Annotated in this window: 11 protein-coding genes; 2 read left to right on the forward strand and 9 right to left on the reverse strand. The window is 65.3% G+C overall.

The annotated features are described in order from the left end of the window. Window positions 1–399 precede the first annotated feature (399 nt). Window positions 400–1,425 (forward strand): phosphatidylinositol mannoside acyltransferase, encoded by a 1,026-nt coding sequence (locus K8O92_15915; protein UAK35169.1) that lies wholly within the window; start codon window positions 400–402, stop codon window positions 1,423–1,425. A gap of 393 nt (window positions 1,426–1,818) precedes the next feature. On the opposite strand, the gene K8O92_15920 is transcribed toward K8O92_15915, so the two are convergent. From K8O92_15920 to K8O92_15940, 5 genes are all read right to left on the reverse strand, one after another. Further along, complete coding sequence (locus K8O92_15920; GenBank protein ID UAK35170.1) at window positions 1,819–3,174, reverse strand: cytochrome P450; 1,356 nt, start codon at window positions 3,172–3,174, stop codon at window positions 1,819–1,821. Window positions 3,175–3,239: 65 nt separating this feature from the next. Continuing rightward, window positions 3,240–5,192 carry a hypothetical protein gene (locus K8O92_15925; protein UAK35171.1) on the reverse strand — a complete coding sequence of 651 codons (1,953 nt, stop codon included), beginning with the start codon at window positions 5,190–5,192 and terminating at the stop codon, window positions 3,240–3,242. A 619-nt stretch (window positions 5,193–5,811) separates the two neighbouring features. After that, on the reverse strand, window positions 5,812–7,026 hold the full coding sequence (locus K8O92_15930) for an IS110 family transposase (protein ID UAK35172.1): 1,215 nt from the start codon (window positions 7,024–7,026) through the stop codon (window positions 5,812–5,814). Between the two features lie 395 nt (window positions 7,027–7,421). After that, window positions 7,422–8,651: an acyl-CoA dehydrogenase family protein gene (locus tag K8O92_15935; GenBank protein ID UAK35173.1), complete on the reverse strand. Its 1,230-nt coding sequence runs from the start codon at window positions 8,649–8,651 to the stop codon at window positions 7,422–7,424. A gap of 33 nt (window positions 8,652–8,684) precedes the next feature. Further along, a complete protein-coding gene (locus K8O92_15940) occupies window positions 8,685–10,076 on the reverse strand; it encodes an acyl-CoA dehydrogenase family protein (GenBank protein ID UAK35174.1) in 1,392 nt (463 codons plus the stop codon). A 308-nt stretch (window positions 10,077–10,384) separates the two neighbouring features. On the opposite strand from K8O92_15940, the gene K8O92_15945 reads away from it, so the two are divergent. Beyond that, the gene (locus K8O92_15945) at window positions 10,385–11,008 is read left to right on the forward strand and encodes a Uma2 family endonuclease (protein UAK35175.1); all 624 of its coding nucleotides are present in this window, start codon (window positions 10,385–10,387) and stop codon (window positions 11,006–11,008) included. A gap of 153 nt (window positions 11,009–11,161) precedes the next feature. Here K8O92_15945 and ftsX read toward each other — a convergent pair whose 3' ends face one another. The 4 genes from ftsX to prfB form a co-directional block, all read right to left on the reverse strand. Then, window positions 11,162–12,067, reverse strand: a complete 906-nt coding sequence (ftsX, locus tag K8O92_15950; GenBank protein UAK35176.1) for a permease-like cell division protein FtsX — start codon at window positions 12,065–12,067, stop codon at window positions 11,162–11,164. Then, a complete protein-coding gene (ftsE, locus tag K8O92_15955; GenBank protein ID UAK35177.1) occupies window positions 12,067–12,756 on the reverse strand; it encodes a cell division ATP-binding protein FtsE in 690 nt (229 codons plus the stop codon). The genes ftsX and ftsE overlap by 1 nt, the downstream gene beginning before the upstream one ends. A 226-nt stretch (window positions 12,757–12,982) precedes the next feature. Continuing rightward, window positions 12,983–13,843 carry a mechanosensitive ion channel family protein gene (locus tag K8O92_15960; protein UAK35178.1) on the reverse strand — a complete coding sequence of 287 codons (861 nt, stop codon included), beginning with the start codon at window positions 13,841–13,843 and terminating at the stop codon, window positions 12,983–12,985. Then, entirely contained in the window at window positions 13,844–14,959 is a 1,116-nt protein-coding gene (prfB, locus tag K8O92_15965; protein ID UAK35179.1) for a peptide chain release factor 2, read from the reverse strand. Window positions 14,960–15,076: the final 117 nt, after the last annotated feature.

The raw sequence follows: 15,076 nt of genomic DNA on the forward strand, positions 1-15,076 counted from the left end.
AAGCTCCGGCTCCCGGGACGACGGAAGCCGGTGCTGGTGCAGCTCGAGTGCATACGTCCACTGATTCGTCGATCCAGCGACAGGGCGTCAGGCTGCCCGCTCGATGCGCGCCTGTCCAGGGGGTAAGCGCCGAATGGCGTGATCATGTCGTTGACTCGTCGACGCAGCGGCGTGCTTGTCAAGGGGGCATTTCTCCGATACGACCGTTCCGTATGGTCCGATCGAGGGTAGTGTGGGACTTTCGAGGCGGCCGCCGAATCTGCGGCGGCGGCTAGACCGGTCCATACGGCAAGCCATCCAATCGGGCGTCATCGATCGCGAGTGAGCGGAGAATCCGAGAAATGCATCGAAGTAACCAGCCCGCACCTGACTTGTTCAGCCATCCCAGTGAGCCGGTCGATGTCGGCGCGCCGCACCCCGAGGCGGTTCGTCTGCCTGTATTCAGTGACGCCGTCACCACAACGCCTTCGGTGGCGACCGACGAAGACGCCGGTCGAAGCCGGTAGGCAAGCGGTGCATCCGGCCGCCCGGGCATGGGATCTCGGTTACGCCGCCGGCTGGCGGCTGGTGCGCGCTCTGCCGGAACCACTGGCTGTCCGCCTCTTCGAAGCGGGAGCCGACCGCGCGGCCCGGAATGGTGGACCGAACCAGTTGCGCCGCAACCTGTCCAGGGTACTCGGTGTTCCACCGGCGGAGGTCCCGCACACATTGATCCGTGCCAGCCTGCGGTCCTACGCCCGTTACTGGCGCGAAGCCTTTCGGCTGCCGTCGATGGACCCGGTGCGACTCGCCGACGTCATCGAATCCTCGGCCACCGGGCTGGAACACATCCACCGGGCGGTCGAACGCGGCACCGGTGCGGTGCTCGCCCTGCCGCACAGCGGCAATTGGGACCTCGCGGGAGTGTGGCTGGTGCAGCGCGTGGGCTCGCCGACGGTCGTGGCGGAGCGACTCGCCCCGGAATCGTTGTTCCAGCGCTTCGTCCGCTTTCGCGAAGGCCTGGGATTCGAGATCATCCCGCTCACCGGCGGCGCGGAGCCACCGTTCCCGCAATTGGTCGCCCGAATCCGGCAGGGAAGGATAGTCGGGCTGCTGGGTGAACGCGACTTGTCCGGCGCCGGTGTACCGGTCACCTTCTTCGGTGAACCCGCTCGGCTGCCGGCCGGCCCGGCGCGGCTGGCCATCGACACCGGCGCGCCGCTGCTTCCCGTGCATTGCTGGTACACCCCTGACGGCTGGGGATTCCACGTGGATTCCCCCATCGACACCAGCGGTGGCGTGCACTCGACCACGCAGGCGCTGGCCGACCGATTCGCCGCGGGTATCGCCGCGCACCCAGCCGACTGGCATATGCTCCAGCCCCTGTGGACGGCCGATCTCACCGCTCGCCGGCTCGCTCGCCGAGACATGACCCCGCAGGACTGATCACTCGGAGGGTTCGCGACGGCACCTCAATCCTTGGGCAGCCCCCACGCGAATCCGGCGGCGATCACGAAACAACTGACGATCGAGATAGGCACGATGCTCCACATGGGTGCGAAGGCTACGGGCCATCCGGTCCCAGGTCCATACCTGTGCTGGCGTCGAAAAATGTTGCTGGCAACGTCTATCAACTGCCCATGTGGAGTTCTCGTCGCGGCGCAACCAGGGTGCGTTGGGAGGAGCGGGGCCGCGCCGAGTGTGGCGGGGACGCACGACGTCCTCCCCGTCGAAAACACGAAACCGGTGTCGGCCCGAAGATCGAACCAATGAATCGCGCGGTGGCCGACATCGGGTGTTCGGGACCCGCAACAGCTCGATGAGTGTGTGCGGCTGAGGTCAGCGAGATCGTCCTCGAACACGGGTGGCGACCTGCATGTGCAGACCCTTGGGCGCAAGAGCTGCTGAGATTGCCGGACGAACGTTTGCGCCGGTGCGATGGCGTAGCCGCCAGCGAGCGATGATGGTAGCCAAAGCCAGCGTTGCTTGCGTCAGCGCGAAAGATTCGCCTACACACCCGCGAGGTCCTCTGCCGAAGGGGAGAAATGCGCCACTGACGCCAATTCTGCCTGGAGTGTCCCAACGGTCGGGATCAAACTTTTCCGGGTCGGCGTACAGATCTTCACGGTGGTGGATGAGATAGGGGCTGACGACCAATGCAGTACCGCGGGGCAGTGCGTAACCACCGAGTTGGGTGTCCGTCGTAATCGTACGAGTGAGTAGCCAGCCCGGCGTGTACAGGCGCAGCGCTTCTGTCACTACATGTCGGGTGAGTTGGAGGGCTGGCAAATGCCCGAACTGCGCCGCGTCCCCTTGCAGAACTCGGTCCACCTCGGTGTGCAGCCGTTGCTCGATATCCGGATGCAGGGCAACGAGGTGCAGAGACCACGCCAAGGCGCTCGCGGTGGTCTCGGTCCCCGCCACGAAGAAGATGGTGAGTTGGTCGCAGATCTCGGCGTCGGTCAGCGGTTCGTCTTCGCCCGCCGCTGCCCGCAACGTGGACAACAGGTCACCGCGGTCGACATCATCAGCGCGGCGCTGCGCCAGGACGGTATTCATGGTCGCACGAAAACCCGCGCGGGCCCGCTGATATCGCCGATTCGCTGGTGTCGGCAGCCTGCGCAGCGGCCCCGGTGTCAGCAATTGCCGATATATATCCCCGATGAGGATGGTCATATCGGCCAGCGTGCGATCCAGCACCATGGGTGGCAATGCACCGGAGTACATAGTCGCCAAAAACGTGCGCGCGGTGATTCGCAGTGATTCGGACAGTATATCGACGTAAGCGCCGTCCTGCCATTGCGTGGTGACGGCACTGATCTCCCGGCTCATAACGTCCGCATAATTGGGCAATCGCCCGTGGTGGAAACTCGGCTGGATCAACCGGCGATACCGGCGGTGCGAATCATGCTGCACGGTGAGTACGTTGTCTCTGAACATCGTGCGGGCAACATCGAATAACGGCCCGCCTTTGTCGAATACTCGATCCTGGCGCAGCACTTGATTGGTCAGTTCGAGGTCGCAGACAACGACGACGGTGACAGGTCCGAATTGGACACGGACCAGACCACTGTCGAGTTTCGGTAAGGAGGCCAGAAAGGTCCATGGATCACGGAGCAGCGGACGTAAGTGGCCGATCAGCGGGATCCTGCCCGGCGCGCGCGGGATCGCACGGTGCTCCTTAGCTCCAGCCATATTGGCAGAATCAGGCGAGGCTGTGCCGGATGCGCCCACTGTCGGCCTCCTAAGCATAAAGCGGGCTACGGTGCGAGCACCGTAGCCAACGATCTGTGGGTCATTTGCCCTACGTACTCGAATAACCAGCCCAAAATACCGCTGTACATTGCCACCACCCGGTCTCCAGTGCGCCTCTCCTCGGTGGCGGCGATCTTCATAAGCGTCATCTCGGATTTTCCACCGGCTATGATCGTTTGTTGATCCAGCTCGAGACAGGTTGTGCAGCCAGCTCCTCGGCATTCCCGCAGGCCTGTGCGGACGAGGCCGTACACGTACCCCACGGTGTCGGCCAGTTCATGCAGGAGTGCGTCGATTTCGGGGTGAGCCGTGGAACCCGGATCCTGTACACGCAGGAACAATTCATAGGCGTCCACGCATTCCGGAAGCTTTTCCCGCTGATATTCGATTCCTGCGTAGGCGCGCTCGAGTGCTGCGACGACACTCCTTCTGACCCCTTCGTCGGTGTCCTGGCCAGGCCCATAGGGCCAGATCCTCCTGGTCCCCGAAGCTACGAGATAGCTGATGCTGTACCCTCTCTCGGGGACCGTCACGTAGTCCGAGAACGCGTTGTTCGCCCGATGCGCGTTGAGGGTGGCGCAGTATCGGGGGTCCAGCCAGCAGAATGCGGCCGAGCCTGCGGTGAGGAAAACCGCGTCATTCCAGTCGACGTCCTTCTCACACGGGCACGAGGTCACCGTGTCCCAGCAGTGGGCGAGTTCACGGGCGAAGGTGATCGTCTCTCCCCTTGGCCGCACGATCCGTCTGAACACGAGTTCATTCAGCTCGCTGGGTGGTGTAAGCAGATCCACATAGCAGCCGCTCAGATCGTTCTGCCAGTACGACAGCGCGTCCAGAACGGCGACACACCGAGCACAGGTTCCGGCCGCGGTGGGGTCGACGCTGCTTTCCGGCAGATTGTCATCGGTCCGATGGGGCACTGTTCGCCAGTGGTACGGCATGGAAAAGGTCAGGCGGCGAACGCTACTGAAGGCTTCGAGTTCACGGTTGTACGGTCGGGGCCTTTCCTTCGCGGAGGAGAGCGACCCAGTGTTCGCATTCCTGACTACAGCGGCCCAGATCGCAGCCCTGACGATCCAGCAAACGAGCATGAGTTTCGTCGGAGCCGTCGTGGCGTCCAGAGTCTCTGCGGCACGGTGTTCATGGAACGGGATGTCCGCTTCGGACACTTCGACGCCGTCGTGTGCAGTTGCCGCAGTCATCAAACGCGCACCGGCCAGTGCACCTTCCCGCCCGTATCTGACACCGCCGTTCAGCAGGTAGTAATGACGGGTCGTCGCGGCTGAATCGTCTCCCGGAAAACCATTGGCCGCCAGATATTTTCGATACTCATCGTACCTCTCGCGGTAGGCCGCCGGCTCCCCTTTTCCGGTCAAGAAAGGGAGGGACTTCGAGTCTATGCGGCCGTCGCCCGCAGCGAAATCGGCGAGTCGGGAAACACGGGCGATTCCGCGCGCTGTGCCGGGGCGCTCGGCCCGTGTGAGTGCTCGGGCCGTGAGTTGAGCATCCTCGAACCATGCGGTGTCGGCGATGAGAGCCCGGACAACAGACAGCAGAGCAGGTTCGGCACCACACCCGAGGCACGACACTCGGTCCGTGGCGTCAGTCGCTTCCACCGAGCCTGTGGCCCTTGATTCCGCTATTTGTTCTTTCGCCTTACCTAGCGCGACAAAAAAGGACAGCAGTGTTTTGCCGCTGCCGCAGATACGACAGCTGGACATACGCCTGAAGACTGCGTCCTCGATGGCAGGGTCGTTCAAGGTGTACAGGCTCATCCTGGTCGTAGTCCGGGCTGAATCCGGGCTGAAGGCAGCGTATTCGTCCGCTTCCATCTCCCGCGGGGGGTCGATCCGGGCCGAGCCCCGCCGTACCAGTTCTCCAGCCAGGCACTCCGCGATCGGCCTGAACAGGCTACTGCCGTTGAGGACAGTTACGTGGCCGAGTGACTGAGTGGTCATGAGCGATTACTCCTCCACACACATCATTGTGTGTCTCCGAAACGTACTGCAGTTGATGGATCTGTCAAGCCCTCGTTGGCGGGGATCGAGCGCACCGACCACCTGATACCTCATTTGCGGCAGCTCAGCGGACTCTTCCCAGACAGGCCCCAGGCGATCGTGCGGCCGGGTTCGACGAGGCGGTGGTCGGCGTGTGTGCCAGGGGAGTCACGACCGGGGAGATTCACGCGTGGCCAGGTTCATCGGAACGACCTTCACCGGCGACGCCTGGCTTCCCGACGCGAGCTTCTCTGGCGAGACTCGGTTCGGTCACGCTGCCGTGGGGCTCGGCCGATGGTGATCCGGTCACGGTCCGGCTGCTGCTCGTCAGCGAGCGAGGCAGCGCGATGAACGGGAATCTGTTCAGGCGAGATCGTGTGGAAGCCAGCGTTCGGCAAAGCGGGATTGGACTACCAGAACCGAGCCGACGGGATTCACTCCGGGCTCCGGTACCTGTACGCGTCCAAGCTGCTGTCGCGGGGCCTGTCGGTCGAAGAGTTGGCTGACTACCTCGGACACGAGGTCCCTGGCTTCACTCTCCGCGTCTATACGCACCTGCTTCCGACTCTCAATGATCTTGTCAAGCCGCAGCAGCGACGGGATTCGGTGAATCGAGCACGAATTCTCGTCCGTCGCGTAGCAATGCCCACAGCACGTCGACCAGGCGGCGGGCCAGCGCCATCAGTGCTTGGGGGTGGATCCGTCGTTCGGCGCGCTTTCGGTCGTAGAACTGCCGTGACGGGCCGTTTTCCACGCGCAGGCTTGATAACGCTGCGAGGTAGAACACGCGGCGCATGCGGCGGTTGTAACGCGTCGGGCGCCGCAGATTCCCGCTGACGCGACCGGAGTCACGCGGTACCGGGACCAGACCGGCATAACTGGCCAAACGCCCGGCGGAGCCGAATGTTGCCAGGCTGCCGCCGGTTTCGACGAGGAAATCGGCACCGAGGCCGGCACCCATTCCGGGCAGGGACTCGATGATCCGCGCCCACGGGTGAGCGCGAAACCGCTTCGCGATCAGCTTGTCGGTGTCCTTGATCTCCCGATCCAGATCGAGCAGCTTACCGGCGATGCGCTTGACCAGCACGGCCGCGTCTGCCTCGCCCGGCACTGCGATATCCTGCACGTTCGCGACGGCCACGGCAGTCGAAGCCAGCTTGGAAACCCTCGAGGGCCGCACGCCATTCTGACTCAAATGAGTTGTGACACCGTCAATTCCGGCGGCCATGATCTCGGACGGGGTGCACAACGCCGACACCAGAATCAGCGGGCCGCGGTTGGAATAGTCGAACGCAGCCTCAAGCACCGGAAAGATCGATCCCAACACCGCACGCAGACGGTTGACCCCTGCGACCCAGTCCGACATCAGATCTGCCCGATATCGCGTCAGCTGGGTCAGCCCGGCCACAAGCTCTTCGGGCATCGCGACCTCGGCCAAATCCCTACGCATGCGGGCGGTCTCGGCGATCACCCGTGCATCCCTGGCATCGGTCTTTCCCTCGCCGCGGAACCCGCGACTCATGGCGTTCACGACGCTACCCGGCACATAAACAACTGCCTGACCAGCGTTCAGCAACACGGTGAGCAGCATCAATGACAACGGGCCGGTCAAGTCGACCGCCCACCGCACGCTTCGTGCGGCGCTGCCCGAACGGGCAACCAACTGTTCGATCGCGCGTTGGTCGTTGCCGAATCTCTGACTGAACACCACCTCACCAGCGGCGTCGACCGCACACGCATGATGCGATCGCTTGCCGACATCGATCCCGACCCAGATCTCCGGGCGCTCGGCCACTCATCCACTCCCGTCGTCGCAATCCACGCCCATGGACACCCCGCCGGCAGGTCCCTAAACAGCGACGATCCGCAACAGCTCTCAATCAGCGGCCGGAGAGTCCAGGGCGGCAGGGCGGCAAGTCGCAAGAAGCCACAACGACAACATCCAGCACATCAGCCACACCCCACCGGCCCAGGCATCCGAAGACCGGCTCCGGACCCCTATCAACTTAGGGTCCAGCCATGAGCGTGCTCGTCAGGCCGTGGATCAGGCGGCACGAATCTGGGAGCTTCCCGGCGATGACGGCCTACAGGCGGCCTGAGCGAACTGTAGACCGATGAGCCGAACCCGGACACGAAAAACCGGTGCGAGTAGATGAGTGGACTCGCACCGATTTTCCGTTGTCTATCAGCCTATTTCAGCTCTGCGCTGGTCTTGCCCAGAACGCGGCGCGCCACGATGAGTTGCTGGATCTGCTGGGTGCCTTCGAAGATATCCAGGATCTTGGAGTCACGGCCCCACTTCTCCAGCAGCGTGCGCTGCGAGTAGCCGATGGCGCCGGCCAGTTCGACGGCCTTCAGGGTGACGTCGGTGCCGGTGCGGCCCGCCTTCGCCTTGGACATGGAGGCCTCGAGCGAGTTGGGCTTCTTGTTGTCGGCCATCCACGCCGCGCGCAGGGCGAGCAGGTAGGCAGCCTCGTAATCGGCTTCCATCCGCAGGAATTCGGCGGCGGCGGCGTGCTGGTTGTTGGCCGGGACGTCGTAGGAGATCTCCACGCCCGCGGCCGTCAGGATCGAGCGAAGCTCTTCCAGCGCGGCGCGTGCGACGCCGATCGCCATCGCGGCGACGAGCGGACGGGTGTTGTCGAAGGTCTGCATGACCCCGGCAAAACCCTTCTCCACGTTGACTTCCGGGCTGCCGAGGATGTTGTCCTTCGGAATGCGGCAGTCCTGCAACAGCAGTACCGCGGTGTCGGAGGCCTTGATGCCGAGCTTGTGCTCGAGCCGCGCCACCGAGAGCCCGGGAGCGTCGCGCGGCACGACGAACGACTTGATCGCCGCGCGGCCGAGGCTCTTGTCGACCGTCGCCCACACCACGATGTGGGTCGAGCGCTGGCCCGCGGTGACGAAGATCTTCTCGCCATTGAGCACCCACTCGTCGCCGTCGAGTACGGCGGTGGTGGACACGGCGGCGGAGTCGGAACCGAAGGACGGCTCGGTGATCGCCATCGAGGCCCACACCTTGCCGAAGCGCTCGAGCTGCTCGTCGGTGGCGACGGCGGCGATGGCCGCGTTGCCGAGACCCTGGTACGGGATCGACAGCATGAGGCCGACATCGCCCCAGGAGGTCTCCAGCGCGTTCAGCAGCGCGGACATGTTGCCGCCGTTGGTGTTGCCGAGCAGTTCGGTGGCATGGCTGTCGGTCTTGCTGTCGTCGGACCGGCCACCGGCGGCGCCGCCGATCTTCTGGGTGCCGGAGTCGGCCAGGCCTTCGACCATGGCGGCCATGGTGTCCAGCTCGACCGGGTACTCGTGCTCGGCGAGGTCGTACTTGCGCGAGATGGGGCGGAAGATCTCCTGCGCGACCTGGTGCGCCTGGTTCGCGCTTGCCCGCAGCTTCTTGGGGAGTTCGAGGTTGATCATGGGGAAGTTCTCCTGGAAAACGGAACGAGCCGGTTAGATGAGCACGACACCTTCGGCGATGCCGATGGCCCGCAGGTCGCGGTACCAGCGCTCGACCGGGTGTTCCTTCGTGAAGCCGTGACCGCCGAGCAGCTGCACGCCGTCGAGGCCGATCTGCATGCCCTTGTCGGTGGCGAGCTTGCGGGCCAGCGCCGCCTCCCGGCCGAAGGACAGGCCCTGCTCCGCGCGGGAAGCGCCGCGCAGGGTCACCAGCCGCAGGCCGTCGAGTTCGATCGCGATGTTGGCGACCATGAAGGCCACCGCCTGACGATGCGAGATCGGCTCGCCGAACGCTTCCCGCTCGTTCACGTACGGGATCACGTAGTCCAGCACGGCCCGGCCGGTGCCCGCGGCGAGCGAAGCCCAGCCGAGGCGAGCCAGGCGCACCGCGTCGGCGTACTCCTCGGCGCGGGTCGTGGCGTCACCGTCGCCCAGGATGGCGTCGGCGCCGACAGCGACGTTGTCCAGGATCAGCCGGCCCAGGCCGGCGGCGCGCAGACCCATGCTCGGGTCGGCCTCCACCACCAGGCCGGGCGCGTCCGACTCGATGATGAACAGCGCGGGGCGGCCGTCGAGCTCGGCGGCGACCAAGAACAGCTCGGCGTCGGCCGCGGCGGGCACCAGGCTCTTCACACCCGAGATGCGGTAGCCGCTCGGCGAGCGCACCGCCTTGGTCTCCAGCGCGAACGGGTCGAACAGGGCGCGCGGCTCGCTGATCACGACCGAGGCCTGCGGCACGTTCTCACCGGTGAACGACGGCAGGTAGGTCTTCTGCTGCGCGTCGCTGCCCCACTGCGCGAGCGCGACCGCGACGCCGCTGGGCGCCAGGATGGGCAGGGCCAGACCCATGTCACCGTGCGCGAGTGCCTCGGCGACCAGGGAGTTGGTCACCGCGCCGCGCTCCGAGGCCGCACCCTCGAGTTCCTCGGGAACGTTGATCAGGGTGATGCCCAGCTCGGCGGCGCGCTCGAGCAGATCGCGGGGGGCCTCGGCGGCGTTGTCGGCCGCGTAGGCGGCCGGGCGCAGGATCTCGGCGGCGAACTCCTTCACCGTCTCGACGATCATCTGCTGTTCGTCAGAGGGTGTCAGGTCGAAGAAATCCTTGTTCTTCGCTTCGTTGGCGGCCAGGCGCTTCGGCGCGCCGGTGCCCGCGACCCTGGCGAACGCGCGGGTCGCGGCGCCCAGTGTGCGGAAACCGGTCTTGGTGCCCTCGTAGGTGACGCGCTCGATCGGCTTGCGCAGGTTGTATTTCTCGGCGAGTTCCGACCCGGTGAGGGTCGTCATAACCCGCATCGCCGCGCCCATCCAATCCCGCTTGGGTTGGTTCAGGCCGACCGCGGACGTGTCCGGACGTCGCTTCGTCGCGCTGTCTCGAGTGCTCATCATCACCTGTTTTCTCGGATGGGTTCGGTGCGGTCCGTCCCAGCTACCTTACTCGGGAGTAAGGCTATCTTACTCCCGAGTAAGAAGGGCGTCGAGGGGCAGCATACGCGGGGAATCCGCACTTTGCTGGACGAGTGCCCAATGCTGGGCAGTCGACGGCCCGCCGTCGTCCGCCACACACCGGGCTACCGGTCTCGCCACGATGGCCGCACCATCCGCGATCCGGGGAAGAAGGCTGGGGAGGCATCGGGGACTGGGGCAGCGGCTCGGCTCCAGCGACTGAAGGCGTAGTCGTGACTACAATCCGACGCATGTCAGCGATCTTCGACTGGGCCCGGCCGGACAACGTCCAGCCCGAGCCGATCACAGTCGACATCTGGCGCGAACTTCCCGACGAGTTCTGCCGTTTGGTGGAAGTGGTGAACGGAGACGCGGTCCGCTGTGAATCGCCGACACGGGCGCACCAGAAAGCCGTCCACCGGCTATTGGCGATGTTGGAGGTGGCGGCTCGGGAATACATGGCCGAAGACCCTTCGGCTTGCTTGGACGCCAATCACGATTTCGATGTAGTGCTCTGGGAAGTGCCCCGCGCGACGATCCGACGTCCTGACATCGCGCTGTTCGAATGCGTACCGGCCGATGTCCGGCCGATGCCCGCACGGCACCTGAAGATCGCCGTCGAAGTGATCTCGCCCAGTCATGTGAAAACGGACCGGCTCGAGAAGATGGGTGAATACGCCGCCGCCGGGATTCCCTGGTACTGGCTGGTCAGCGTGTCGGATACCGACGTGACCTCCATCGAGACCTACGGCCTCGACCACAGCGTCGGCCATTACCGCCTCGCCCGCGTGCTGAAGCCGCAGACCGGCTTCGCCGTGGACCTGCCGATCCGAATCCGACTCGACTGGGATCGACTGACCGATCTGGTGCTGTGAGCTCGGGACGATCGCAGTACCCGAGGGTCGGCTCGTCGCCGTCGAAAGGTCGCGTTGCTGGTCGAGCTGGGACCGGCGTTCTCGAGGTCGAGGCGGGTTGAGCAGCCTGCGGCCGGGTCGAGCCGGTGGCTCGGCGGCCACCGGCTCGGACGATCACTCGCGCACGTAGTACCGCAGCGTTGCGTACGCCGTGATGGCCGCGAAGACAATGCCGACCGGTGCGATGACCAGCGCGGTCATGGCGATGTCGTCGCCGGTGATGCGCGGGAAGACCTTGCTGGCGAACAGGTCGCCGAGGGCGCGGTCGATCACCAGCGGGCGGGCGATGAGCAGACCGAGCATGGCCAGTACCGAGCCGGCCAGCGCGGCGACCACGGCCTCGAGCAGGAACGGCAACTGGGTGTACCAGCGGGTCGCGCCGACCAGCCGCATGATGCCGACCTCGGTGCGCCGGGTGAACGCGGCGATCTGCACCATGTTCGCGATCAGCATCACCGCGGCCAGTGCCTGAAGCACGGCCAGGCCGAACGCCGCGTTGCGCAACCCGTCGAACAGGCTGACCAACCGGTCCACGATGTCCTTGTCGTTGCGCACCATGCCCACGCCGGGGCGGTCGTAGAACTTCTCGTAGATCGTGGGGTAGAGCTCCGCGTTCTCCATCTTCACGCGCAGCGACGCGGGCAGCGGCGTCTCGCTGACGTATTTGGCCAGTTCGGGCTGGTCCTTGAAGGTCTTCTCCTTGGCCTCGCGGACCGCTTCCTCGCGGTTGAGGAATTGGACCGCCTCCACGCCCCTGGTCGCCTTCAGATCCGCCATGAGTGGCCGGCACGGGTCCTGCGAGCAGTCCGGATCGTTGGCCGAGACGTCCTCGGTGAGGTACAGCCGCACCTCCAGCCGGTCCAGGAAGTACTGCTCGGTCTTGTCCGCGATGCGCACCGCGAGCAGGCCGCCGCCGAGCATGGTGAGCGAGACCGCGGTGGTCAGGATCATCGCGATGGTCATCGTGACATTGCGGCGTAGACCCGCGAAGACCTCGCCGAACAGGAAGCTCGCGCGCATTACCGGCCCACCCCGTACACGCCCGTCGCCTCGTCGCGCACCAACCGCCCGTGATCGAGCTCCACCACCCGCCTGCGCATCGCGTCGACGATGTGGTTGTCGTGTGTGGCCATCACCACCGTGGTGCCGACCCGGTTGATCCGCTCCAGCAGCATCATGATGTCGCCGCTGGTGTCGGGATCGAGGTTGCCCGTCGGTTCGTCGGCCAGCAGGACCAGCGGCCGGTTCACGAAAGCCCGCGCGATCGCCACCCGCTGCTGCTCACCACCGGAAAGCTCGGTCGGCAGCCGGTCGGCCTTGCCGCCGAGGCCGACCATGTCGAGCACCTCGGGGACGGTGCGGTCGATGAACTGGCGTCGCTTGCCGATCACCTCCAGCGCGAACGCGACGTTCTGGTACACCGTCTTCTGCTGCAGCAGCCGGAAGTCCTGGAAGACGCACCCGATGCGCTGGCGCAGCTTGGGCACCTTGCGGCCGGGTAACCGGTCGACCCGGAAGTCGGCGACTCTGATCTCGCCCGCCGTCGGGGCCTCCTCCTTCAGCAGCAAACGCATGAAGGTCGACTTGCCCGAGCCGGACGGTCCGATGATGAAGACGAACTCGCCCTTGCCCACATCGACGGTGATGTCGTCCAGCGCGGGTCGCGTCGAGGTCTTGTACGACTTGGTCACGTTCCGCATGGTGATCACGGGGAGCCAGTGTAACCAGCAACCGGGCGCGGACTGCGTCGTCAACCATGGGTGACAGCGCGGCGGCGGCCCGTCACGCTCGGCTCAGCGACCCGGCGGTTCCGTGATCACCGCTGCCGGAACAGCGTTGACCAGGGTGGCCGGAGCGGTGGTCGTTTCGTCGGGTTTGACGAATACGTACAGCGCGAAGGTGGCGACCCAGGTTGCCATCAGGATCGCCGTGGATCTACGTGGTCTCACTGATTCCCTCCCGGCGCAGCGCCGCGGCGACACGTACCCGCAGCTCGCGTCCGACTTCGAATTGTTTACCCGGCAATGTTCGGGCAACCATTCGGATGTTCATCTGGTCGACGGTGAGGTCTTCCACACCCATGACGGTGGGCTCGTCGAGCAGCAGCGGCTTCAAGCGAGCGTCTTCGTACGCCTTTGTACCGACCTCGTGCAGGATCTCGTTGACCCTGGTGATGTCAGCGCTCGCGGCCACCGGCACGTCGATCGCGGCGCGCGCCCAGTCCTTCGACAGGTTCGTGACCTTCACGATCTGCCCGTTGGGGACCGTGATCACCTCACCGTCCGCGTTGCGCAGCGTGGTGATCCGCAGCGTGACGTCCTCGACCGTACCCTCCGCCTGGTCCGCGGCTCCAGTCACCGCGATGCGGACCACATCACCGAATCCGTACTGCCGCTCCGTGATCAGGAAGAACCCGGCGAGGATGTCCTGCACGATGCGCTGCGCGCCGAAGCCGAGCGCGGCGCCGAGCACCGCGGCGGGCGCGACCAACCCGGTGACGGCGAAGCCGAGCCGCCGCAGCACCTCCATGGTGATCAGCACGTAGACGATGGTCAGTACCACCCACGTGATCACCTGGGCCAGCGCGTGACGATGCTTGGCCGCCTCGGTGCGCACCAATGCGTCGCTGCTGTGGAACCCGGCGTCGATTCTGCGAGTGACCCGGTCCCTGATGTAGGTGGCGAACCGGCTGAACAGGATGGCGCCGAGAACGAGCAGCACGATCTCCAGGCCCGAGCCGCGTAGCCACGTGGTGAAACCGGTGGAAGCGATCGCCTGGATGCCCGCGACATTCATCTAGCTTGCCTGCTCTCGCATTCGCCAGCGGATACCCGACTCGATGAACCCGTCGATGTCACCGTCGAGCACCGCCGACGGGTTGTTGACCTCGTAGTTCGTCCGCAGGTCCTTGACCATCTGGTACGGGTGCAGCACGTAGGACCGCATCTGGTTGCCCCATGAGGCGCCCTCGTTGGTCTTCAGCGCGTCCATCTCGGCGCGCTCTTCCTGCCGCTTGCGCTCCAAGAGTTTGGCCTGCAACACCCGCATGGCCGAGATCTTGTTCTGCAGCTGGGATTTCTCGTTCTGGCAGGTGACCACGATGCCGGTGGGCAGGTGGGTGATGCGGACCGCGGAGTCGGTGGTGTTGACGCTCTGGCCACCCGGGCCCGAGGAGCGGTACACGTCGACCCGGATCTCCGTCTCGGGCACCTCGATGTGGTCGGTGGTCTCGACCACGGGTAGCACCTCGACCTCGGCGAAGGAGGTCTGGCGGCGGCCCTGGTTGTCGAACGGGCTGATCCGCACCAGCCGGTGCGTGCCCATCTCGACCGACAGCGTGCCGTAGGCATAGGGCGTCTTCACCGCGAAGGTGGCGCTCTTGATGCCCGCTTCCTCGGCGTAGGACGTGTCGTAGACCTCGACCCCGTACTTGTGCCGGTCGGCCCAGCGGATGTACATGCGCATCAGCATCTCGGCCCAGTCGGCGGCGTCCACGCCACCGGCGCCGGAGCGGATGTTCACCAGTGCGTCACGCTTGTCGTACTCGCCCGACAGCAGCGTGCGGACCTCCATCGCCTCCACGTCGGCGTGCAGCGCGGTGCGCTCGGCATCGGCTTCGGCGAGCGCGATGGTCCTGGCCTCGCCCTCTTCCTCCTCGGCCAGTTCGTAGAGCACCGGCAGGTCGTCGAGCCGTTGACGCAGCTCCTCGACCCGGCGCAATTCACCCTGGGCGTGGGACAGCTCGCTGGTGACCTGCTGGGCGTGGTCCTGGTCGTTCCACAGGTCGGGGTCCGCGGCCTGATGCTCGAGCTCGTCGATACGACGACGCAGCTCGTCGATGTCGAGGACCGATTCGACCGTCTTCAAAGTGGCGTCGAGTTCGGCGAGATCAGCGGAAACGTCAGGATGCACGATGGTCAAGCCTAGCTGCCCCTCCGTGACCGCAGCACACGAGTGCGCGCGGGGTGACCGGGGACGGTCCCGGCGCGGGTGGGCAGCGCCGTATATGGGCGGAGCGAGTGCGTCACC

This window comes from Nocardia asteroides (genome assembly GCA_019930625.1).
In the GTDB taxonomy this organism is placed as follows: Bacteria; Actinomycetota; Actinomycetes; order Mycobacteriales; family Mycobacteriaceae; genus Nocardia; species Nocardia sputi.